At 67.9% G+C, this 20,552-nt stretch carries 17 protein-coding genes; 5 read left to right on the top strand and 12 right to left on the bottom strand.

From position 1 onward, the window contains the following. Window positions 1-63: 63 nt before the first annotated feature. The 4 genes from OV427_RS10060 to OV427_RS10045 all read right to left on the bottom strand — a co-directional run bounded on the left by OV427_RS10060 (window position 64) and on the right by OV427_RS10045 (window position 4,208). Window positions 64-1,557, bottom strand: coding sequence for an alpha/beta fold hydrolase (locus OV427_RS10060; RefSeq protein ID WP_267855875.1), 1,494 nt, complete (start codon window positions 1,555-1,557; stop codon window positions 64-66). Window positions 1,558-2,496: 939 nt separating this feature from the next. Next, on the bottom strand, window positions 2,497-2,970 hold the full coding sequence (locus tag OV427_RS10055; RefSeq protein ID WP_267855874.1) for an SMI1/KNR4 family protein: 474 nt from the start codon (window positions 2,968-2,970) through the stop codon (window positions 2,497-2,499). A gap of 2 nt (window positions 2,971-2,972) precedes the next feature. After that, the gene (locus tag OV427_RS10050) at window positions 2,973-3,689 is read right to left on the bottom strand and encodes a hypothetical protein (RefSeq protein ID WP_420718256.1); all 717 of its coding nucleotides are present in this window, start codon (window positions 3,687-3,689) and stop codon (window positions 2,973-2,975) included. A 153-nt stretch (window positions 3,690-3,842) separates the two neighbouring features. Beyond that, the gene (locus tag OV427_RS10045; protein WP_267855872.1) at window positions 3,843-4,208 is read right to left on the bottom strand and encodes a winged helix-turn-helix transcriptional regulator; all 366 of its coding nucleotides are present in this window, start codon (window positions 4,206-4,208) and stop codon (window positions 3,843-3,845) included. A 123-nt stretch (window positions 4,209-4,331) separates the two neighbouring features. Here OV427_RS10045 and OV427_RS10040 point away from each other — a divergent pair, with 123 nt between their 5' ends. Together OV427_RS10040 and OV427_RS10035 are read left to right on the top strand one after the other, a co-directional pair. Continuing rightward, window positions 4,332-4,763 (top strand): DoxX family protein, encoded by a 432-nt coding sequence (locus tag OV427_RS10040; RefSeq protein ID WP_267855871.1) that lies wholly within the window; start codon window positions 4,332-4,334, stop codon window positions 4,761-4,763. Window positions 4,764-4,845: 82 nt separating this feature from the next. Beyond that, complete coding sequence (locus OV427_RS10035; protein WP_267855870.1) at window positions 4,846-5,559, top strand: class I SAM-dependent methyltransferase; 714 nt, start codon at window positions 4,846-4,848, stop codon at window positions 5,557-5,559. A 39-nt stretch (window positions 5,560-5,598) separates the two neighbouring features. On the opposite strand, the gene OV427_RS10030 is transcribed toward OV427_RS10035, so the two are convergent. Continuing rightward, entirely contained in the window at window positions 5,599-6,393 is a 795-nt protein-coding gene (locus tag OV427_RS10030) for a hypothetical protein (protein ID WP_267855869.1), read from the bottom strand. A 220-nt stretch (window positions 6,394-6,613) separates the two neighbouring features. Here OV427_RS10030 and OV427_RS10025 point away from each other — a divergent pair, with 220 nt between their 5' ends. Continuing rightward, window positions 6,614-8,392 carry a serine hydrolase domain-containing protein gene (locus OV427_RS10025; RefSeq protein WP_267855868.1) on the top strand — a complete coding sequence of 593 codons (1,779 nt, stop codon included), beginning with the start codon at window positions 6,614-6,616 and terminating at the stop codon, window positions 8,390-8,392. A gap of 86 nt (window positions 8,393-8,478) precedes the next feature. On the opposite strand, the gene OV427_RS10020 is transcribed toward OV427_RS10025, so the two are convergent. After that, on the bottom strand, window positions 8,479-9,969 hold the full coding sequence (locus OV427_RS10020) for a hypothetical protein (protein ID WP_267855867.1): 1,491 nt from the start codon (window positions 9,967-9,969) through the stop codon (window positions 8,479-8,481). Between the two features lie 305 nt (window positions 9,970-10,274). On the opposite strand from OV427_RS10020, the gene OV427_RS10015 reads away from it, so the two are divergent. Further along, window positions 10,275-10,739 carry a hypothetical protein gene (locus OV427_RS10015; RefSeq protein WP_267855866.1) on the top strand — a complete coding sequence of 155 codons (465 nt, stop codon included), beginning with the start codon at window positions 10,275-10,277 and terminating at the stop codon, window positions 10,737-10,739. A gap of 53 nt (window positions 10,740-10,792) precedes the next feature. On the opposite strand, the gene OV427_RS10010 is transcribed toward OV427_RS10015, so the two are convergent. From OV427_RS10010 to OV427_RS09985, 6 genes are all read right to left on the bottom strand, one after another. Then, window positions 10,793-13,075: a kelch repeat-containing protein gene (locus OV427_RS10010; RefSeq protein ID WP_267855865.1), complete on the bottom strand. Its 2,283-nt coding sequence runs from the start codon at window positions 13,073-13,075 to the stop codon at window positions 10,793-10,795. 101 nt (window positions 13,076-13,176) lie between these two features. Beyond that, the gene (locus tag OV427_RS10005; protein ID WP_267855864.1) at window positions 13,177-14,940 is read right to left on the bottom strand and encodes an ABC transporter ATP-binding protein; all 1,764 of its coding nucleotides are present in this window, start codon (window positions 14,938-14,940) and stop codon (window positions 13,177-13,179) included. Then, window positions 14,940-16,745 (bottom strand): ABC transporter ATP-binding protein, encoded by a 1,806-nt coding sequence (locus tag OV427_RS10000; protein ID WP_267855863.1) that lies wholly within the window; start codon window positions 16,743-16,745, stop codon window positions 14,940-14,942. Before OV427_RS10000 ends, OV427_RS10005 begins: the two co-directional genes overlap by 1 nt. Before the next feature lie 163 nt (window positions 16,746-16,908). After that, window positions 16,909-17,721, bottom strand: coding sequence for a DUF6597 domain-containing transcriptional factor (locus OV427_RS09995; protein ID WP_267855862.1), 813 nt, complete (start codon window positions 17,719-17,721; stop codon window positions 16,909-16,911). A 13-nt stretch (window positions 17,722-17,734) separates the two neighbouring features. Continuing rightward, window positions 17,735-18,262 carry a DUF1801 domain-containing protein gene (locus tag OV427_RS09990; RefSeq protein WP_267855861.1) on the bottom strand — a complete coding sequence of 176 codons (528 nt, stop codon included), beginning with the start codon at window positions 18,260-18,262 and terminating at the stop codon, window positions 17,735-17,737. A 126-nt stretch (window positions 18,263-18,388) separates the two neighbouring features. Further along, window positions 18,389-19,537, bottom strand: coding sequence for an AraC family transcriptional regulator (locus OV427_RS09985; RefSeq protein WP_324289947.1), 1,149 nt, complete (start codon window positions 19,535-19,537; stop codon window positions 18,389-18,391). Here OV427_RS09985 and OV427_RS09980 point away from each other — a divergent pair. Further along, window positions 19,458-20,546, top strand: a complete 1,089-nt coding sequence (locus tag OV427_RS09980; protein ID WP_267855860.1) for an alkene reductase — start codon at window positions 19,458-19,460, stop codon at window positions 20,544-20,546. The two genes, OV427_RS09985 and OV427_RS09980, sit on opposite strands and share 80 nt — an antisense overlap. Window positions 20,547-20,552 lie beyond the last annotated feature (6 nt).

The raw sequence follows: 20,552 nt of genomic DNA, 5'->3' as shown, positions 1-20,552 counted from the left end.
CGCTACCAGGGAAGGGGGCCGTCGGAGGTGATGAAGCTGCCGGTGCTCGAAAGGGACAACCCGTCAGTGGCCTGGCGGAATGGAAGCGCTCTGGCCGAAGTCCGCGCCGCGAAGCGCGAGGACGCAGTCGAGTGGCAGCGGTGCCCCGGGGTCTCTGAGGAACGCCAGGGTGACCTGGGCACCACACGGGTTGAACGACGCGCCATGGCTGTACCCCCGGAACTCGACGTAGCGCGCGTGGGGCATGGACTCGAGCAACTGCCGGCCCCAGTCTGGCGGCGTGTCCGGGTCGAACTCCCCGGCGAAGACGAGCGCCGGCACGTTGCTCTTCACCGGCTCGTTCTCCACGGCGGGCACGGTCGCCACGTTCCAGGCGCGGCAGGTCTCCGCGGAGGCCGTTCCCTCGTCGACGCCTCCCAACCCCATCGAGGGCGAGCGCTGCGCGACGATGCGAGCGGGATCCTCGAAGGGCAGCTCCTCCGCGCACCACACCGAGAGGCGCAGGCCCCAGCTCATCGTGGACGGGCCCTGGTTTTCCTCCACCAGCGGTGTCAGCTCCGTGTAGTCGCCCGCGGCCGCCCGGCTGATGATTCGGGGGACGAGGGGAATCAGGTCGACCCGGTGCAGCGCTGAGTAGAGGGCCTCGACCACCTGCGCGCCGCGCACCTCCACCGGCCGTCCTCCCGTCACGGACTCCTTCAGCTTCAGGGGCAGTGGCTTGCGCTCGGCGGCGGCGACGAGCCGGGCGAAGCGCTGGCGCAGGTCGGGGTATGCGGCGCCGCACTCGCGGTCGATGGCGCACCCATCGAAGACGAGGTCGAGGACGCGCTGGAGATTCGTCGCCGCCACCTCGTCGAAGTTCACCTCGGGGGGCAGCACTGAATCGAGGATGACGGAGCGCACGCCGGACGGGTGCCTGCGCAGCACCGTCAACATCAGCCGCGTGCTGTAGGAGAGGCCCTGGAGGTTCCACTGCGCGTAGCCCAGGACCTTGCGCAGGTCCTCGATGTCGTCCGCCGTGGCCGCCGTCGTGTACCCGTCCAGGTCCACACCGGATGAGGTCAGTGTCTCCCTGCAGCGGCCCGCCGCCTTCGCCAGCGCGTCCAGGGCCTTCTGTCCCCGCAGCCGACCCGCGGCCACGTCTCCCTTGAGCGCGTTGATTTCGGGACACTCGAGCGCGGGCTGAGCCATGCGTCCTCCGCGTGGCTCCAGGACGATGAGGTCCCGTTCATCGAGCAGCGGGTTGCGCCTGCCCGAGCGCAGGTTGGCCGTCGCGCTCACGCCGGGGCCTCCGGGCATGTAGAAGACGGGGTCGGCGGCCGGGTGCTCGGCGCGACTGCGCAGGCGCACCACCGGTAGTCGGATGAGACGGCTGCCCGCCTTGTTCCGATTCTCCGGAACCACCAGCAGCCCGCAGTCGATGCGTTCCCCGGGCTCCACGGTGGCAGGGCAGGGGGTTGGCTCGAATCGGGGCACGGCGCTCGAAAGGGGCTGCACAGCCGGCGCGGCGAGCGCGACGGCGAGCGAGACCACGAAGGCGATGGTGTGCGGGGACATGGGGACTGTTAATCACTAGGTCCGAGGTTCGAGTCCTCGTCGGGGAGCAGGATTCTCGAAGAAATGCAGTGCCTTGGGCGAAAGTCCAAGGCCCTTTTCATTTGCCCTCCCCTGTCCGTGGACAGAATGCTCGCGCGCGAGCACCTTGCACCTCACTGGCGTGACGGGATGGACGTTCAGGCTGGCATCGGCTGGTACGTTTCGGAGTGAGTGCTCTTCGCCAAGATGGGCAGCGTGGAGCCGTACCGGGCGAGGCCAATGGAATCGCTGGGGTGCTGGTGTGTCCGCAGACCAAGAGCGGCAAACCCTTGCGCACCGCCGTTTCCGCCGAGGTGCTGGAGGCTGGGAAGCGGCTGCTGGGGTGGGGTTCATTCAGCTTCGAGAAGTGCACCCTGGCCATCAAGGGGCCCTGCAAGGCGGCGGGTATCCTGGCATTCACCCGGGACGGTTCCGGCACTCCGTCGCCACCTGGGCCATCGAGAAGGGGGCAGCCCCGGCCTCGGTGGCAGCCTTCCTTAACCACAAGAGCCCCACTACCACGCGGTGCTTCTACGCGACACACGCCGCCCCGACGAAGGTTCCCACCCTGCGCTAAGAAGCAACGCGCTGCGTATTCCCCATGCAAGACATCATCGTTCACGGACTCAAACCTGAGCAGAAGCGCCGAGCAGAGGAACTCCTCAGACGCCTCAACGTCCCAGCATCAGACGTGAGCATCTACACGACTGGTACGACGACGGAGCGCTTTACGGTGAAGGTGGTCATCCGCTCTGAAGGGGCGCGGGCCATTGACGCGATCTTCCGAGCAAGCCCACCCCCGTTGTCGCCGTACCCTTGGCTGAGGCCGCACAAGTTTGTGGATACACTTGAGGAACTTGAGGCATCCGTCGCATTGGATGCAGTACTCGAAGAACCCCCGTAGCCCAGCCCGAGGAGATTTCACTCCCCCAGCCAGTAGAGGCCGCGTCGGGTGCGCAGTACCTGCTCCAGGAACTCCGAGAAGGAACTGGCGACCTGCTTGCAGTAGGCCGGGTCCGGCCACGCCTCGTGGTCCCCGTCGAAGAGGGGATAGTGGCCATTCTCCTGTCGGGCCACGTCCACCAACACGTAGTTGCCGTCCTGCACATCGCAGAACGCGTACACCGAGGCCGGTCCCCACTTGTCGTCATCTTCGCCGTAGATGGCCACCCGCGCTCGGACGATCTTGTGCAGCGGGAGGACGCGGTAAGGGGTTTCCGGGAGCCGCTCAATCAGCTCCGCTCCATTGCAGTGCAGGTAGAAGGCGCGCAGGTCCGGGTCCAACTTCCAGCCAACCCGACGCTCGAACGCATCGATCTCTTCGGGTGCGGCGGGCGGATACGGGAAGTGCTCGCGGGAGACCTCTTCGAGCAGGCTGCTCATGGGCGTGGCCATCGTCAGTTGTCCGAGTAAGGCAGATTGGGCCCCACTGTATTCCAGGGTGCCTGACCTCCGTAGCAGGCGGGATACGCCTTGTTGAAGACGGTATGCACGCTCGGCTCGACGGGGATGATGTTGCTGGGGTCCACCGGATCGCCGCCGTGATGAAGGTCCCGGATGTGGTGCCCGGGCCAGGCCACGCCCTCCTCTTCGGGCCAGTCTCCGAACTTCTTGCTCCAGTCCTTCCGGAAGGAAGTCCGGAAGTTCTCCCATCTCTTCCGTTCAGCCTCCTTCTTGTCCGGCGACAACTTGGGATAGTCGCAGCAGCAGTGGGAGATGCCGTAGCGGCTGCCGGCTTTGACGGGAAGCGGTGGGACGACCAATCGCCCTTCCCAATCCAGCTTGATGTCGGCCAGCCACATGCAGCCCATGACCCGGGCGCACTCCCGCTGGCACGTTCGCATGAACTCCTGCCTGCACTGCCAGGGACCGTAGAAGAGAGTCGTCTTCATCCGCCCGCCGAACACTGGAATCCAGGGCAGCTCTTTCTTCGTCGCGGGTTGGCTCCCTGGTGCTGGATCGGAACCAGACCCGCCCGTCCCGTGAGTCGTGGAGCATCCGGCGAGAATCGCGACCAGCACCGTTGAGCGCAGCTTCAATGGAGATTCCTCCTGGCGCTGGTTCTCTTCAGCAGGGCCATTCCGAACGATTACCTGAAGGGCCTGACAGCTCATGAGTCCGGGTTGATGGGAAGACCTTGCTGCCACTGTGGTAGCCCCCATCGGTTCGGAGAATCTCACCCCTCCAGTGTGTGACGACCGTGGACCTGCTGTGAGCGAACCGTCAGCGCCGCGGGCCTTGCGTGCTGCCCAGGCCCACGGGCGCGGTCACGCCGACTTGGCGGCGCGTGCGAAAGCCTCGCGGGCGCGCTGGATCTCCGGCTTGTGGTGTTGCGCCCAGATCGCGAGCGCGGTCACCGGCTCGAGCAGCGTTCGTCCGAGCCGCGTGAGCGCGTAGTCCACGCGCGGCGGAATCGTCGGGAAGACGGTCCGAGTGACCAGCCCATCACGCTCGAGGCCTCGCAGCGTGAGGGTCAGCATGCGCTGCGAGATGCCCTCGATGGCGCGTTTGATGTCGCTGAAGCGCATCGTGCCTTCGCCGAGGTTGACGATGACCAGCACGCTCCACTTGTCCCCGACGAGGCTGAGAATCTCACGCGTCGCGACGCAATCGTCGTCGTAGCGCGTGGTCATCTTTCCGTTCCCTAGTGACTTCAATGTGCCTCCTTGTCCGGCGTCCTCTCGGTATGCAGGATGGGCCTGGTTACCATTTGTAACCGGGCACACGAAAGTAACCAACCCGCCACGAGAAATGCCATGACCACTGCGATCGGCGTCAGCGCGAGGCCGTCCAAAGTTCTTCACGTCAGCCTGTGGGTCGTCCAGGCGCTACTGGGGGTCGTCTTCGCCGGCACGGGCATCTGGAAGCTTTTGACTCCGGTTCCGCAGCTCGCGGCGATGATTCCGTGGGCAGGGCAGGTTCCGGCAGCGTTCCTGTACGCGACGGCGGTGGTTGACCTGTGCGGCGGGCTGGGCCTCGTCCTGCCATCGCTCACGCGCATCAAGCCGGGCTTGACCGGCCTCGCCGCGCTGGGCTGTGCGGCGCTCCAGGTTTGCGCCATCGTCTTCCACGTCTCGCGCGGCGAGGCGGCGAATACCCCCTTCAACGTCCTGCTGGTCGCGCTCGCTCTCTTCGTCTTCTGGGGGCGCCGGTCCCGGGCGCCCATCCATTCCGCCGATTCGGCCTGAATCCCCGCTCTCCCATTCATCGGGGGCCCGACGCATCTTCTGGTCCTATCGCCCGCTTCTGCGGGCCTCCCGAGGACACGTCATGGCTCACGACCACAAAGCCCACCACCACACCGTGCCGGGCTTTGGCGCCGACCGCGCCGCGCACTACGACGCCCAGGCGTCCGTCACCCTCGCCGGTGCCCAGGCGATGTACGAGCTCGGGGTCAGCGCGCTGACCGCGCAGCTCGACGGCCAGGACACGGCGTCGCTGCTCTACGTGGGAGTGGGGACGGGCGCGGAGTTGATGCCCTACACCCGCTTCGACGTGCCAGGCTGGCGCTTCACGGGCGTGGACCCCTCCGACGCCATGCTCGCCGTCGCCCGCAAGCGCCTGGAGGCCGAGGGACTGCTCTCGCGCACGCACCTGCACGTGGGCGAGCTGAGCAGCCTGCCTGCCGGCCCCCCGTTCGACGGCGCGCAGATGATGGGGGTCCTGCACCATGTGGAGGGCGAGGAGGCCCGCTTGGAGCTGCTGCGAGAAGTGACCCGGCGGCTCAAGCCTGGAGCGCCCCTCGTGCTGGGCTGCCGCATCGGCATGGACCCCGAGCTGACGAACGTGGAGCTGCGGCGGTGGCGGACGTATGGAATCCCCCTGGACGAGCTGGAGCTTCGGCGCCAGCGCTTCGCGACGATGCGGCCCATCGAGTCCGATGCCGCCCTGTTCGCGATGTTCGCCCGAACCGGACTGGTGGCGCCGAAACCCATCTTCGTCTCGCTGCAGTTCAAGGTGTTCCTCGCGCGCTTCGAGCCCTGAGCCGCAGGCTGAGCCCCCGGGAACACGCCCGCGCGTGCGTCAGGCGTCGGCAGTGCCCACGCGGGAGAGGAGCTGGATTCCGCCGCACATGGGACAGAAGGCGGTGAAGGCGTCCAGCTCCGCGTCCGGGGGCATGTCCGGGAAGCGGAATCTCGCCATGACGCCAGGCGGGTCGAAGGTCTCGCTCCAGCCGCACTTGTCGCACGGGGTGATGTTCCAGCTCTCGCGCTCCTGGAGGTACTGAGGGGTGACGTGGAGCGGGTGATACAGGGCGGCGCCGCTCACGAAGCGGAGCTCCTCACCCTGGTGGAGGTCCTGGAGCCCATGGGGCGCATTGAGGAGCCGGGCGACGTAGACCCACGTGTCGCCGGAGTACCGGCGTTGGAGCTCCTCCTGGGAGAGCTGCGTCTGCCCGGGGCGGTTGAGCACCCGCCGCAAGGGGCCCCGCTCCGCGCGCAGGACGCGGACCCAGCACAGCTCGGGCATTCGGCCTGTCCGTCGCGGCTCTCCATCATGCACCAGCACCTCCAGGTCATTCGGGTGGCTCTCGTGGAAGCGCCCCTGGAGGTGCGGGTCCTGCCGCCAGGGTGACGCAGGGTCTGGCTGGGGCCCGAAGTGGACGAGCCAGGCGGGCGTGGCCGGCAGCCCGCGCGCGGAGACCTCCTCCGCCGTGAGGGGCCGGAGCGGGAACCCCATGGGGAGGCGCACGGTGACGCCCGGGCGCTCCGCGAGCTCCGCCACGCTCTCACGGTCTCCCTTGGCGGACAGGCCCGCGTCGGGGTCGACGTACACGTACCCGAGGAAGCGCTCCTGGAATTCCCACGGCAGCTGCATCCAGACCCAGCACCCCCACGGGATGGCTTCTGGCGGCGCTGCCTTCGGGACAGGCGCCGCGGACTTCGTGGTGTCTGCAGGCTCAGGCGTGCGCGGGGAGGGCGTGCCACGAAGCTTCTTGCGGAGCCAGTCGAACATGCCTCCAGTCTGCCACCCCTCCCACGCGTCATCGAGAAGTCGAAGTCATCTCGCGGGGCCGTGGAGTAGCCTCCCGCCGACCATGGGAAACAAACGCAACCGGATTGCTGGAAACCGAAGGGGCGTCTGGTTCTTCCTGGGGCTGGTTCCCTGGCTTGTCGGCGCGACCCCCGGGCCGCCGGAGCCCGCGGAGCAGTTGGTGGGAATCTGGGGCAGCGAGCGCGTGCTCGGGCCACAGGTCCGAGGGGAATTGACGCTGGTGCGAAGCGAGGGCACCTGGCGCGCACGCATCGCGGGATTCGACGTCCCGGCCCGGGTGGACGGCAGGAAGGTCTCCGTCGTCTTCCCTGGAGGACAGGGCGAGCTCCGGGGGACGCTGGCGGAGGACGGCCGGCGCATCACCGGTCATTGGATTCAGCCGCGCGTGCTGATGAGCGGCATGAAGTTCGCCACGCCGGTGGAGCTGCGCGCGCTCCACGCGGAGGTCTGGCGTGGAGAAGTGGCGCCCCTGGAGGACCGGTTCTCGCTGTACCTGGTGGTCCGGAAGCAGCCGGACGGCTCCGTGAGTGCGTTCATCCGCAACCCGGAGCGGAACTTCGGCAACCGGATGATGTTCCGGGTCGGCCTCCAGGGTGGCGCCGTCCGTCTCACGGCTGCGTCTGGCAATGTGCAGCTCGACGGCACGTTCGACGCGCAAGCCGGGCGGCTGTCACTGCGCCTGCCGTCCATGGATACGACGTTCGACTTCACCCGCAGGGAGCGGACCCAGGCCGTGGGCCTCCATGCCCGTACGCTCGCGCCGGGCCCCTACGTCTACCAGCGGCCCATCGCGGAGGAAGACGGCTGGGCGACGGCCTCCCTGTCCGAGGTCGGCATGGACGTCCAGCCCATCCGCCAGCTCGTGCAGCGCATCCTCGACCAGGAACCCGGCCCGGAGTCCGCGCCCGCCATCCAGGGGTTGCTCGTCGCACGCCACGGGAAGCTGGTGGTCGAGGAGTATTTCCAGGGCTTCGACAAGGAGCGCCCCCATGACCTGCGCTCCGCGGCGAAGTCCTACGCCTCCGTGATGATTGGAATCGCCCTGGACCAGGGCGCACCCTTCACCGTGGATACGCCGGTCCTCTCGCTGTTCCCCGAGTACAAGGGGCGGCTTGCGAACCTGGACGCACGCAAGCGCAAGCTCACCGTCGCGCACCTGATGACCATGTCGACAGGGCTGGCCTGCGACGACGATGACCCGGCCTCACCTGGAAACGAGGACCGGCTCGAGGACGACGTGCCGGACTGGTACAGGTACACGCTGGACCTTCCGATGGTGCGCGGGCCCGGCGAGAAGGCCGTGTACTGCTCGGCGAACATCAACCTGCTGGGCGGTGTCCTGCGCAATGTCACGCGCATGTGGATTCCGGAGTTCTTCGAGAAGAATCTCGCCACGCCGCTCCAGATGCGCGGCTACCACCTCGACCTGATGCCCACGGGCGAGCAGTACCTGGGCGGCGGCATCTACATGCGCCCGCGCGACGCGCTCAAGCTCGGGCAGCTCTACCTCTCCGGGGGGATGTGGAATGGCCGGCGCGTGGTGAGCCAGCGCTGGGTCGAGCGCTCCACGGCCAACCACGCGACGATGGGAGACGGACGGACGTATGGCTACACGTGGTGGCGCCATGAGCTCCGCGTCGGTGACCGCGTGTACTCGGAATACGAGGCCAGCGGAAACGGGGGACAGTTGGTGATGGTCGTCCCCGAGCTCGACCTCGTCGTGATGTTCACCGCGGGCAACTACAACCACGTGGCCATCTGGAGGAAGTTCCGGGAGGAGCTCCTGCCCCAGTTCATCCTCGGCGCTGTCACCGCGAAGTGAGAGGCGGCGCAGGAGGCCGCCCCGGGCTGAGTCCCCGGGACGGCCTCGGCCTTGAGGCCCGTCTCATGGAACCGGCCGGTGCGGGCTCAGGGGAGCCGGAAGACGCGCAGGTTCTCCTCTCCCTTGCGCACGTAGACGAGGGCGTCGTGCGTCGCCAGGTAGAAGAAGCGGTTCTTGACGAGCCCGTGCCACCCGTCGAAGGCGCCCGCCTCGTACTCCGGCGCCTCGCGGAGCGTGAGGGCCACCGGGTCGACCTCGAAGGTCCGGTACTCGAAGCTCCCATCCCCGTCGCGGTCATACCGGAACGCGGCGATGTAGCGGTTGAGTGGTGGCACGTAGGCGAAGATCTGTCCCTCGAAGTCATCGCTGTAGTAGCAGCGAGAGACTTCGAGGTCGCTCTTCAGGTACAGGAAGCCCCACTCCCCCGTGTCCATGTCGTACGTGACCAACCGCGGAGGAAAGGTGTCGTGTTTCGCCTCCGGGGCGGGGAAGCTCACCAGCTTGCGACCCACCCTGACCATCTGGGCGAACTGCCATGCGGGAGGAGTGATGACCTCCCAGTTCCAGGACTGGTCGTCGGTGTCGAAGGACCACCACTTCGAATAGTTGTAGTTCTCCGTGGGGCCGAAGAGGTACCGGTGCTTCACCTCGTCCCAGAACGTCCAGCCGGCCGCGCCGCCGTAGCCAGTCGCTCCGTCGTAGGTGGCACCCGGGGTGTTGAAGGGGTTGTGGCGCTTCCAGGTGTGGGTGGTCAGGCTGTAGCGCCACATCCGCCGGACGCCCAAGGCGACCTCCTGGAGGTCCGGGTTGTAGACGAGCCCGTTGTACGTGTGGCGGGCCACGGGGTGGCCAGTCGAAGCGGCGGGCCGGCTCGGGTCGAAGAACTCATCACTATAGACGTCGCTGTCCGGGTGGGCCTTGGAGTACTCCGCCGCGGGCGGGTAGTGGCTGTACGTGTTCCCGTAGACGACGTTCGTCCAGTTCGCCGGGTTGTCTGGGAGCTGCTCGATGCTCCAGCGCATCTTCGCCATGTCGAAGCGGTAGATGCCGTTGTTGGAGCTGTCGGCGTGCCCGCCGCCGAAGGCCCACCACCGGGCGCGAGGCGCGTCGACCGCCACGCCGGAGTAGGCGTTGATGACCGCGGCGATTCCCCCGGAGCCGAGATCCCTGAAGCCGGGAAGCGCCGCCTTGACCTCCGCGTCGAGCGAGGTGAGCGGCGTTCCAGCGACCTGGATCCACCGCCCTTTGGGGACGAGCGCCCACGACGCCGCGTTCACGAGCCCCGTCGCGTCACGCCCGGGGGTCCACACGTTGCCCTCGAGCTTGCCGGTGTCCGTGCCGTTGCCCCAGGTGAACGAAGGAGGCGGTGGTGGCGGATTCCCCGCGTCGGGTGGAGGGCTCCCTGCGTCGGGTGGAGGGCTCCCCGCGTCGGGTGGCGGATTCCCACCGTCCGGTGACGGCTCCTCCTGGGACGGGTCCTCCGACGACGAGCTGCAGCCAGCGAGCACTCCCGAGACTGAGAGCGCCAGGATGAGAATCAAAGATGACGAACGTCGGCCCAGACTGACTGCGGTCATGCTCCACTCCTCGACGGGAATGCTGAAAGGCCGCACGACGTGCGGAAGGCACGCCCGCGCCGGGGAGGTCCTCAGTCGCAAGTGACATGCCATGGGGCACTTGCATGGGCTCACCTGGGCATGGCCCCATGCGCCCTGGATTCACGGGGGGCCAACCCCACATCGTGTGGCCCACGTGCCCCACAGGCGCCGCGTTCCGTAAGAGAGCCGGGCCTGACAACCGGGTTGCTTCAGTTGCTCCAGTGCACCATGGTCGGCCGAAGTGGCCCGTGTCGCACCGGATTGAGGTTCAAGGACCTGACGCCATGAAGAAGCTGAGCGCTGAGTCGAAGCTCCAGAGGCTGCTTCGAATCTTCGAACGGACGGGCGACCGGGGTGCGTATACACGCCCGTTCGCCGAGCTCCCCGCTGACGTCCAGATACGGCTGATGGAGCAGGTCATGGTCCGCTCCGACGAGCTTCCGGTCATCGCCTGCTTTCGCGAGCCGACGGAGTGGGTCCTTCTAACGACTGAGCGGGTGGTCATCCGCCAGGGGCAGGAGGTCGTGACCCTTCCCTGGGGCGAGCTCAAGGACGCGACAGCGGACATCGCCTATGTCAATCGGATGCTGGCGATGGGGCCGACCGGCAAACTGGCCATGAGTCGCCTGACGCTGGTTCGTCACACGGGCGAGGCGCTCGAGGTCGAGTTGGAAGTGGGACCGTCGTTCTTTGGATTCTGGAACGTGCTCAAGTCGATCGCCGCTTCCTCCGCCCTGGAGACGAAGTAGAAGAACATGACGCTCGTTTTGACGCAGCGACCGGATTCCGGGCGGGCACGCGCTCAAGGTGCGTAGGTCTCCGTGGGAGAGAGACTGCCGCCATTCCAGCCCCCGGCGACGAGCACCTTGCCTGAGGAAAGCAGGGTGGCGGTGTGTTGGTTGCGGGCCGTGGACATGGTGCCCGCGGAGGACCAGGAGTGGGTGGCCGGGTCATACAGCTCCGCGGAGGCCAGGAAGCCATTGTAGCCACCCGTGACGAGCACCTTGCCAGAGGAGAGCAGGGTGGCGGTGTGGAGGCCGCGGCCCGTAATCATGGTACCGGCGGAGGACCAGGAGTGGGTGGCCGGGTCGTACACCTCCGCGGAGGGGGAGTATCCAGTGGCGCCCCCGGCGACAAGCACCTTGCCGGAGGGGAGCAGGGTGGCGGTGTGTTGGTAGCGGGCCATGGCCAGGGAGTCTGTGGAAGACCAGGAGTGGGTGGCCGGGTCGTACACCTCCGCGGAGGGCAGGGCGCTGCCATTGAAGCCCCCCGTGACGAGCACCTTGCCGGCGGGGAGCAGGGTGGTGGTGTGCTGGTAGCGGGCCGTGGCCAGGGAGCCTGTGGAGGACCAGGTGTTGGTGGCCGGGTCGTACACCTCCGCGGAGGGCAGTGCGCTGCCATTCAACACGCCCCCAGCGACGAGCACCTTGCCGGAGGGGAGCAGGGTGGCGGTGTGCTGGTAGCGGGCCGTGGCCATGAAGCCTGTGGAGGACCAGGAGTGGGTGGCCGGGTCGTACACCTCCGCGGAGTTCAGGACGCCGCTCTTGCCGTAGCCCCCCGTGACGAGCACCTTGCCAGAGGGGAGCAGGGTGGCGGTGTGCTGGTAGCGGGCCGCAACCATGACGCCCGCGGAGGACCAGGAGTCGGTGGCCGGGTCGTACACCTCCGCGGAGTCCAGGGCGCCGCCATTCACCACGCCCCCGGTGACGAGCAGCTTGCCGGAGGAGAGCAGGGTGGCCGTATGGGCGTAGCGGCCCGCGGCCATGGAGCCCGCGGAGGACCAGCCGGCCACGCACGTCAGCAGGCCGGAGAGGGAGAAAGACCTGGAGGCTGAGAGGCCGTAGGCATTGGTGACGACAGCGGTGATGGAGGGGGGAGGGCCCGTCACCGTGCAGGAGGGGGCCGTCCACACGACATGGCTGGTGCTGGCGGTGCTCTGCGCCGCGGCCAGCGAGCCCGTATTGGCAGTCCAGGCAAACGTCATGGAGCTGGCCTGCGGGTCCATGGCGGTGACGTCAAAGGTCACCGTCTGGCCCGGAGAGGTGGAGGTGGCGGACTGGTAGAAGGTGGTGAAGAGAGGGGCGAAGCGCTCGGTGGATGAGGCGGCAACGCAGAGGTTGAGCGAGCCCGTGGTCTGCCCACCCCGGCCGTCTTGTACCGTGACGGTGAGCCGGCAGTTGTTACACGCGCTGGCCGGAACGGAGGAAGGGATGAAGGAAGCGGTGCTGGAGGTCGCATCCGTCCAGGTCCCGGGGCAGGTCGCGGCCCACTGGTAGGAGAGGGCATCGCCATCCGCATCCGAGGCATTGGCGGAGACGGCGGTGGACTGCCCCGCGTCGAGCCGGTTGAGCGAGGCCGAGACCTTGGAGACCACGGGCCAGAGGTTGAAGGAGACGTTGAGGACCGCGTTGCCGGTGGAGGTGCTGGAGACGACGTTGACGGCGAGGGAGACGGAGGAGGCAGCGCCCTGAGAGTCCGTCACGGTGAAGACGAGGGTATGGATGCCCGTGGAGGATGGCGCCGTCCACGAGGAGGTAGCGGCCGTGGGGGCGGAGAAGGTGCCGCTGGAGGCCGTCCACGCAAAGGTGAGGGTGTCTTCGGTGTTGGGATCATGCGCCGTCGCGCTCAGCGAGAGCGAGCCGCCAGCCTGGACCGTGGTGGTGGAGGCGACGACGGAGTCAATGAGGGGGGCCTCATTGCCGTAGGGAAGAGGCGGTTCAATCTCTTGAAGGGTGATGGCCACGGTGGTGGTCTGGTTGGCGGTGATGGTGACGCCGGAGGCCTGACCCTGGAAACGCATGGTGCCAGAGGCGTCGGAGGCCTCGGCGAGGAAGGAGTGGTCGGAGCCAGCGGGGATGTCGCCGATGAGTCCGTTCCAGGCGCCGTTGGACCTGGCCAGCTCGACGACGCGGGAAGACATCTCCGGTGTGGAGAGGGTCACCTTGACGCGAGTGACATCCTGGGAGGAGAGGGCCTGCTGGACGGAGGCTGCGAACTGGACGGAGCCGGAGGGCTGAGCGGTGCAGGCTGCCAGGAAGAGCAGCGGTACGGTGGCCAGAAAGGAAAGGTGCCTGAGAGGGAGCATGCATTGAAGGATCCGACGCGGAGGAAAAGATGCAAAAAACCATGCCGGCAAATACCTCCTCTCCATGAGGCGGACCGCCACTCCAGGAAGCTGCTGAAGAGTCACGTGCGGCGTGTTGCGCTCGCCGCGAGCCGCCAGCCCCTGGCGCGCTCCTGCTCCTGCCAGAGCGCTGCGTAGACGCCGCGCTTCGCGAGCAGCTCCTCGTGCGTGCCTGACTCCGCGACGCGCCCCTTGTCGAGCACGACGATGCGGTGCGCCCGCCGCACGGTGCGCAGGCGATGCGCGATGACGACGACAGTCTTCTTCCTGACCAGCTCGTCGACCGCGCGCTGTATCTCGGCCTCCGCCGACGCGTCGACCGAGGCGGTTGCCTCGTCGAGGAGCACGACGGGCGCGTCCTTGAGGATGGCGCGCGCGATGGACAAACGCTGGCGCTCGCCGCCCGAGAGGGTTCCACCTCCTTCGCCGAGGACGGTGTCGTAGCCGTTCGGCAGGGCCGTGATGAAGTCGTGGGCGCGCGCGGCCTTCGCTGCACGCTCGACTTCTTCGAGTGAGGCGTCGGGCCGCCCGACACGGAGGTTCTCGAGGATGGTCCCGGAGAAGAGGACGACGTCCTGGAACACCATCGCGATGTGCTGGTGCAGCTCCTCGAACGGCATGTCGCGAATGTCGACGCCACCGATGCGGATGGCACCCGGGCGCGGGATGTCCCACAGGCGCGCCACGAGGTGGACCAGCGTCGACTTGCCCGAGCCCGAAGCGCCGACGAGCGCGGTGAGCGAGCGCTCGGGGAACGTCACCGAGACGCCGTCGAGCACGGCCTCGTCTTCGTAAGCGAAGGACACGGAGTCGACCTCCACGTCGAACGTCTGGAGCGGCGCCGCTCTCGCGGACGACTCCGCCAGCGGTTTCTCCGCGAGCAGCCGGTCGACGCGACCGAGTGCGCGCTGGGACGCTCGAAGCAGGAGCAGCGCGACACCGAGGTCCGCGACCTGTCGCACGACGCCCACCGTCACGACGAGGAAGACGAGCAACACCCCGGGTTGAATCGAGCCGCGCAGCGCCAGCGCGCTTCCTGCGTACGCCACCGCGACGAAGCTCACCTCGACGACGAAGCCGAACACGGCGAGCAGGGGAGAGGGCAGGACATCGGCGCGGATGAGGGCGTCACGCAGGCGCTCCATGGCCTTCACGAAGCGCTGGTAGACCTCGCCGTGCCGGCCGAACGCGCGAAGCACGGCGATGCCCTGCACGTATTCGACCACGCGAGCGCTCACGTCCGCCGAGGCCTCGAGCACGGCCTCGATTTCGCGCACGAAGATGGGCGTGGTCGCGGCCATCACGAGGAGCGCCACCGGTAGAGCGGCGAGGACGACGAGCCCCAGGCGCCAATCGAGAAAGCAGAGGCCGAGGCCGACCAGCATCGGCAGGGCGAAGCTCGACGTGAAGATGCCGATGGTGTGCGACCACACGTCCTCGACGAGCGCGACGTCGGTGGTGAGCACGCCTGCCAGCTCACCGCTCCTTCGCTGCGTGAAGAACCCCATCGGCAAGCGTCGCAGGTGATCGGCTGTGCGGATGCGCGCCTGCCCCATGAGCGTGTGCGCGGCGATGAAGATGTTGGACATCGCCCCTCCCGAGAACGCGAGGCGCAGCAGCGCTGAGAGCGCGATGCCACCGGTGAGCCACCATGTCAGGTGCATTGTCAGCCGGTGCTCGAGCGCTTCGCGAACGAAGAAGAGGACCAGGGCGTAGGGCGCGGCGATGGTGAGCGCTTCGGCGAAGGCGAAGAGCAGTCCGCGCCGGAGACGTGCGTCTTTTCGGCCAGCGAGCCGCTCACCGAGCATGAAGATTTCTCCGAGCATCACGCCACCTCCTGCGCGCTGGCGGCCGTGCCCGGGTCGCCTAGCGACCAGTCGAGTGCTTCGGTGTGGCTGCGCCAGAGACGTTGGTACAACGCGCAGCGCGCGAGCAGCTCGTCGTGCGTACCCTGGTCGTTCACGCGGCCTCCGTCGATGACGACGATGTGGTCGGCGGTGGCAATCGTCGACAGCCGGTGCGCGACGACGAGCACCGTCCGCCCCGCGCACAGCTCGGAGAGCGCTTCCTGGATGCGCGCTTCGTTCTCGGGGTCGGCGAAAGCCGTCGCCTCGTCGAGCAGCAGCACTGGCGCGTCCTTGAGGAGCGCGCGCGCAATGGACAGGCGCTGCTTCTCGCCCCCCGAGAGGCGTGCGCCGCGCTCACCGAGCAGCGTGTCGTACTTCCTGGGGAGCGCCTGGATGAAGTCGTACGCACGCGCGGCGCGACACGCGGCATCGATCTGCGCATCGGTGGCCTCGGGCCGGGCCAGACGCAGGTTCTCGTGAATGGTGCCGTGAAAGAGGAACACGTCCTGGAACACCATCGAGATGTGCGAGAGCAGCTCGTCGAGCGGGAGCGTGCGCACGTCGACGCCGCCGAGCTCGACCGCGCCGTTCGTCGCCTCCCATAAGCGGGGCACGAGCCGCACGAGCGTCGTCTTGCCCGCGCCCGAGGGGCCGACCAGCGCGGTGACCCTGCCCGCTGGCGCTTCGAAGGAGACGTCGTGGAGGACCTCGGGTCCTCCGTCCTCGTAACGGAAGCCGACGCCACGGAACGCGACGCCATCGTGCGCGGGCCGTGCGGCGCTCGCGGGAGTCTCGAGGTCCGGCGCGGCGAGGATGGCCTGGATGCGAGCGTTGCCCGCCTGGATGCGGTCGACGTTTCCCCACGCGAACATCAGCCGCATCATCGACATGAGGAGCTGAGGCCCGAGCACGAGGAAGAGCACGAGCGACTCGAGCGAGAGCGTGCCGCGCGTGTAGAGCCAGCCGCCCATGGGCACGAGGACGACGAGGCTCGAGCCGATGAGCGCGCCGAACGAGCCGTAGCCACGGCCGTTGGTGCGCATGAACCCCTCCATCCACGCGAGCCCCTCTTCGATGGAGCGCGAGAGGTCGCCGAAGCGCTGCGCGGACAGGCCGAAGGTCTTGATGACGTGGATGCCCCGCAGGTATTCGAGCAGCGAGCTGTTCATCCGGCTCTGGATTTCATTCCACTGCTGATGCGCCTTGCCGACGTCGCGCATGGCGACAGCCATCGCCACGACGGCGAGCGGCGCCATCACGACGCTGGCGAGGGCCATGCGCCAGTCGACCCACAGAAGGGCGACGGCCGTCGCGAGCGGGACGACGAGCGCGGTGACCGCATCCGGAAAGTGATGGGCGACGAACGCCTCGATCTGGTTCACGTCGTCCATCAGCGTCTTCTTCAGCTCCCCGGCGCCACGCCGGCTGAAGAACGAGAGCGGAACGGCGCCGAGCTTCTTCGCGAGCCGCAGGCGCAGCTCATGAAGGATTCGGTACGCGGCGACGTGCGCCAGCATGTTCGCGGCGGCGACGAGGACGTAGCGCAACGCGAGCGCGCCCGCGGCGACGAGGGCGAGTGCTCGAACCGCGTCGAGGTCCGGCGGCGTTGCGTAGATGGAGGTGGCCATGCGCGCGACGACGAAGAACGGCACCAGCGCGAGGGCCGCTGCCAACGTCGACGAGAGCGCGGCTCCGGCGACGAGCGGCCCCTGCAGCCCGAGGAGCGCCCCGAGGCCCGAGAGCGAGCGGTCCTCGGCCCGCGCGGTGGAGGAGTCGGCACTCATGCCCGCCTCCCTCTGTAGGTGATGATGCGAAGCAGTCGTATGACGCGCCCGTGGCTCGACCTTTCCGTCAATGCCGGGCCTGCCGACGCGCGTTGCGGGGAGCGTTCACCAGGTTCCATGTCGCCAAGGAAACCCTGGGACAGGAACCGTGGATTGGATCTTTTTACCCGTAGACCGAGACGTGGTCGGTGTCCGCGACGCGCGCCGCGAGGTATTCGCGCGGGCTCGAGCCGGCGAGCGACCGGAACTCGCGAAGGAAGTGAGCCTGGTCGCAGTAGCCGTGCTCGGCGGCCAGCGCGGCGCCACGCAAGGAGCCCAGATCGAGGTCGCGTAGCGCCGCTCGAAACCGTCGGACACGCCAGAACGTCTTCGGACTCAGGCCGACCTCCTCGCGAAACAGGGCCAGGAGACGCTTCGGCGAGAGCCCCGTCCGGCGATTGACTTCAGCGACCGACGTGAGGTCGGGTTCCTCGAACGCTTCCAGCGATGCACGAAGCGCGGGACCCGGCTCGAAGGAGCGGCGCAGTCGGTGCAGGAGGTACTCTTCCAGCAGTTGCACTCGCTCGAGCGGCGAGGACGTCTCCATCAACCGTTCGCGCAGCGAGTGAGCCGATGCGCCCCACAGCGCATCCAGCGCCACGGTCTGCTCCGCGACTGCGTTGGCGGGCACGCCGAAGAAGGGGTGCGCGCCACCGGGCTTGAAGTGGACGCCGACGGTCGGGCCCAGCGTGGTGCCGATGATCAGCGGGCTGCTTCGCGCGCCGCACAAGAGCGCGCCGGGGGCGTCGGCGGCCTCGGTCGTGTGCTCGCCGGAGTAGACGCGCACCGGGGTCTCACCGAGATGGACGACGAGGGCCTGCGAGCCCGACGGCAGCACCCGTTCGCGCGGCGCCTGCGCGACGTAGTTGCCGGACACCCAGAAGTAGTCCACGAGCGCGTCGAGAGGCGCCTTGGGTCGGTAGAACGCGTGGGTCATGACCAGGCACCGCTCACATTCGTTCGCCGGGCAATTGGCTGGCTTGCTTCACCCAAGCGGCGAACTGAGCTTCGTCGAGCGGGTCGTCCTCGTGGATGTCGAGGTAGCGCGTGTCCTGGCTCTTGGACTCGCCGGGAGGGACAGGACGCAGCGACATGCCACGGAAGAACGTCACCTTGACGTACTTCGTGAAGCAATGGATGCCGAGGAACCAGCCCTGGTCCTCGATTCCGTACAGCGGCGTGTTCCATTTGACCGCCTTGTGTACGCCGGGGACGGTGCGCGCGATGAGCGCGTCGAGGCGGCGCCCGACGTCGCGTTTCCAGCCCGGCATGGCCGCGATGTAGGCCTGCACGGGGGCGTCGCCGTAACCTTTCGCGATCTGGGGATTGCCGCCAGAGAGGAGGCGCGGCTTTGCGGCCACCGCGTGGCCTTTGCCCCTGGTGGCGGTGGCTTTGGGCACCGCCTGCCGCGCCAGCGGTTTCTTCGCCGCGGCCTTCTTTGCGACCTTCGCCGACTTCTTGGGCGTCTTGCCGGCCATTGCGTTCACTCCAGGAGTGCGGTGACTTCGACCACGAAGGACGAAGCAGGTCATTCTAACGCGGCCAGAATCTGGCCTGCCCGCTCTGAATGCAGGTGCACCCCTGTTGCATCGGTAAGGGAACGATTACCTCGAGGGTGCCTTGGCGGGCAGGGCTTCGGCGGCGGGGACGCTCCTGACTCCTCCCCGGCGATGTTCGCGCCGGTACGCTCCCGGGGCGCTCCCTCCCCAGCGTTTGAAGGCCCGATTGAACGAGGCCTCGCTCTGGTAGCCGATGACCGCCGCGAGCTCGCTCAACGGAGTCTCGCTCTCTCGAAGGAGCTGGGCGGCCTTCGTCATCCGCCACCGCGCGAGGTACTCCAAGGGGGGCTTTCCGACGAGCGCGGTGAAGCGGGCGGCAAAGCCGGAGCGTGAGAGGGCGACGGCCGATGCGAGGCTCTCGACGGTCCAGGGGTCGGCGGGGCTCTCGTGGATGAGCGAGAGGGCCTTTCCAATCTGGGGATCCGTGAGCGCGCACAGCCCATGCTCCCGGCACTGACCTGTCGCGATGTGCGCCCGCAGGGCCTGCACGAGCAGGATGTCCGCGAGCCGGCTCATGACGACGGTCGCCCCCGGGCTGGACGAGGCACTCTCGGTGATGAGCAGTTGAGCGGTCGACGCCAGCGACGGGGCTATCGCCGGATCATCCGCGGCGACGTGGACGAGGCGCGGGAGCCGCTCGAACAGCAGCGTGCGCGGCGCGGCGCCGAGCCGGAAGGAACCGGCGACCAGGGTGGTGCGTTCGCCATCGCCTCCGAGCCGTATCGGCCCTCTCCCCCGGGTTCGCTTGCATTCGCCCTGCTCCAGGATGTGGAGCGGACTTCCTTCCGCGTCGCGGAGCGTGTGCCCTCCGCCGTGCGGAAGCAGGGCCAGGTCTCCGGCAGACAGGGTGACCGCTCCCTCCATTCCCTCGACTTCCAGGCGAGCGCTTCCGCGCGCGAGCAGGATGATGTGCGCGTCAGGCCTCTCGCAAAACCGGATTCCCCAGGGCGCACACAGCTCCAAGCGGCCATACATGACGGTCGACAGGCGCATCGTGTCCAGCACGTCGGCGAGGACATCCGAGCCCTGCTCGTCCTGCGGCTCTGGACGCCCTGCAAATTCTTTTGGACTGGGTGACATGGCGCGTCCATAGCGGCCTCGACATTCCCTGGCCATGCCAAACACCTCGAAGCTGCTGTCTCCCTTTCGTCTCGGCCGTCTCGAACTGAAGAACCGGATGGTGATGGCGCCCATGACGCGCAGCCGGGCGCTGGTCGACGGCAATGTGCCCAACCCCCTGGCGGCGCCCTACTACACGCAGCGCGCCTCCGCGGGGCTCCTCATCACCGAGGCCACCCAGGTCAGCCCTCAGGGGGTGGGGTACATCCGCACGCCTGGCGTGCACTCGCCCGAGCAGGTGGCGGGCTGGAGGAAGGTGACGGAGGCCGTCCACGCGGCGGGCGGAATCATCTTCGCGCAGCTGTGGCACGTGGGGCGTGTCTCGCACCCGGATTTCCATGACGGCCGCTTGCCGGTGGCTCCCTCGGCGCTCGGGTACGAAGGGGAGGTCTTCACGTTCCAGGGCAAGAAGCGCGTCGTGACGCCGCGAGCGCTGGAGATTGAGGAACTGCCCGGCGTCGTCGAGCAGTTCCGGCGCGCGGCCGAGAACGCCCGGGAGGCGGGCTTCGATGGCGTCGAGCTGCACGGCAGCAACGGCTACCTGCTGGATCAGTTCCTGCGGGATGGCTCCAACCAGCGCACGGATGCGTATGGCGGCAGCATCGAGAACCGGGCTCGTTTCCCGCTGGAGGTGGCGCGGGCGGTGGTGGGCGTCTGGGGCGCGGAGCGGGTGGGGTACCGGCTCTCGCCGCAATCGTTTCCCTACGCAGGCGTGTCGGATTCCACGCCGGCCGAGACGTTCACCTATATGGCGCGCGAGCTGAGCCGGTTGGGGCTCGGCTATCTGCACGTGACCGAGGCCGTGTCGGGCAAGGGAGTGCCGAGCCCGGAGCAGCGCATCTCCCCGCTGCTGCGCAAGGCGTTCCAGGGAGCGTTCATCGTCAACGGTGGCTACGAAGCGCAGACCGGCGAGGCGGCGATTGCCCTGGGCGAGGCGGATCTCGTGGCCTACGGCGTGCCGTTCCTCGCCAACCCGGACCTGCCGGAGCGCTTCCGGCACGAGGCTCCCCTCAACCCGGTGGACGCCTCCACCTTCTTCACCGGCGAGGAGAAGGGCTACACGGACTACCCGACGCTGCGCTAGTTGCTC

This window comes from Pyxidicoccus sp. MSG2 (assembly GCF_026626705.1).
GTDB lineage: Bacteria > Myxococcota > Myxococcia > Myxococcales > Myxococcaceae > Myxococcus.
Note: the sequence above shows the minus strand (reverse complement) of the source record. Positions and strands in the feature narration are given on the sequence as shown.

Excerpts from the sequence above, each read along its gene's own strand:
- OV427_RS09990 (WP_267855861.1), bottom strand. The coding sequence starts at position 18,262 with ATGGCCGGCAAGACGCCCAAGAAGTCGGCGAAGGTCGCAAAGAAGGCC.
- OV427_RS10015 (WP_267855866.1), top strand. The coding sequence starts at position 10,275 with ATGAAGAAGCTGAGCGCTGAGTCGAAGCTCCAGAGGCTGCTTCGAATC.
- OV427_RS10055 (WP_267855874.1), bottom strand. The coding sequence starts at position 2,970 with ATGGCCACGCCCATGAGCAGCCTGCTCGAAGAGGTCTCCCGCGAGCAC.
- OV427_RS10025 (WP_267855868.1), top strand. The coding sequence starts at position 6,614 with ATGGGAAACAAACGCAACCGGATTGCTGGAAACCGAAGGGGCGTCTGG.
- OV427_RS10030 (WP_267855869.1), bottom strand. The coding sequence starts at position 6,393 with ATGCAGCTGCCGTGGGAATTCCAGGAGCGCTTCCTCGGGTACGTGTAC.
- OV427_RS10020 (WP_267855867.1), bottom strand. The coding sequence starts at position 9,969 with ATGACCGCAGTCAGTCTGGGCCGACGTTCGTCATCTTTGATTCTCATC.
- OV427_RS09995 (WP_267855862.1), bottom strand. The coding sequence starts at position 17,721 with ATGACCCACGCGTTCTACCGACCCAAGGCGCCTCTCGACGCGCTCGTG.
- OV427_RS09985 (WP_324289947.1), bottom strand. The coding sequence starts at position 19,537 with ATGGGCGCCATCACCATCCGGTTCTTCAGTTCGAGACGGCCGAGACGA.
- OV427_RS10045 (WP_267855872.1), bottom strand. The coding sequence starts at position 4,208 with ATGACCACGCGCTACGACGACGATTGCGTCGCGACGCGTGAGATTCTC.
- OV427_RS10060 (WP_267855875.1), bottom strand. The coding sequence starts at position 1,557 with ATGTCCCCGCACACCATCGCCTTCGTGGTCTCGCTCGCCGTCGCGCTC.
- OV427_RS09980 (WP_267855860.1), top strand. The coding sequence starts at position 19,458 with ATGCCAAACACCTCGAAGCTGCTGTCTCCCTTTCGTCTCGGCCGTCTC.
- OV427_RS10035 (WP_267855870.1), top strand. The coding sequence starts at position 4,846 with ATGGCTCACGACCACAAAGCCCACCACCACACCGTGCCGGGCTTTGGC.
- OV427_RS10000 (WP_267855863.1), bottom strand. The coding sequence starts at position 16,745 with ATGAGTGCCGACTCCTCCACCGCGCGGGCCGAGGACCGCTCGCTCTCG.
- OV427_RS10050 (WP_420718256.1), bottom strand. The coding sequence starts at position 3,689 with ATGAGCTGTCAGGCCCTTCAGGTAATCGTTCGGAATGGCCCTGCTGAA.
- OV427_RS10040 (WP_267855871.1), top strand. The coding sequence starts at position 4,332 with ATGACCACTGCGATCGGCGTCAGCGCGAGGCCGTCCAAAGTTCTTCAC.
- OV427_RS10010 (WP_267855865.1), bottom strand. The coding sequence starts at position 13,075 with ATGCTCCCTCTCAGGCACCTTTCCTTTCTGGCCACCGTACCGCTGCTC.
- OV427_RS10005 (WP_267855864.1), bottom strand. The coding sequence starts at position 14,940 with ATGCTCGGAGAAATCTTCATGCTCGGTGAGCGGCTCGCTGGCCGAAAA.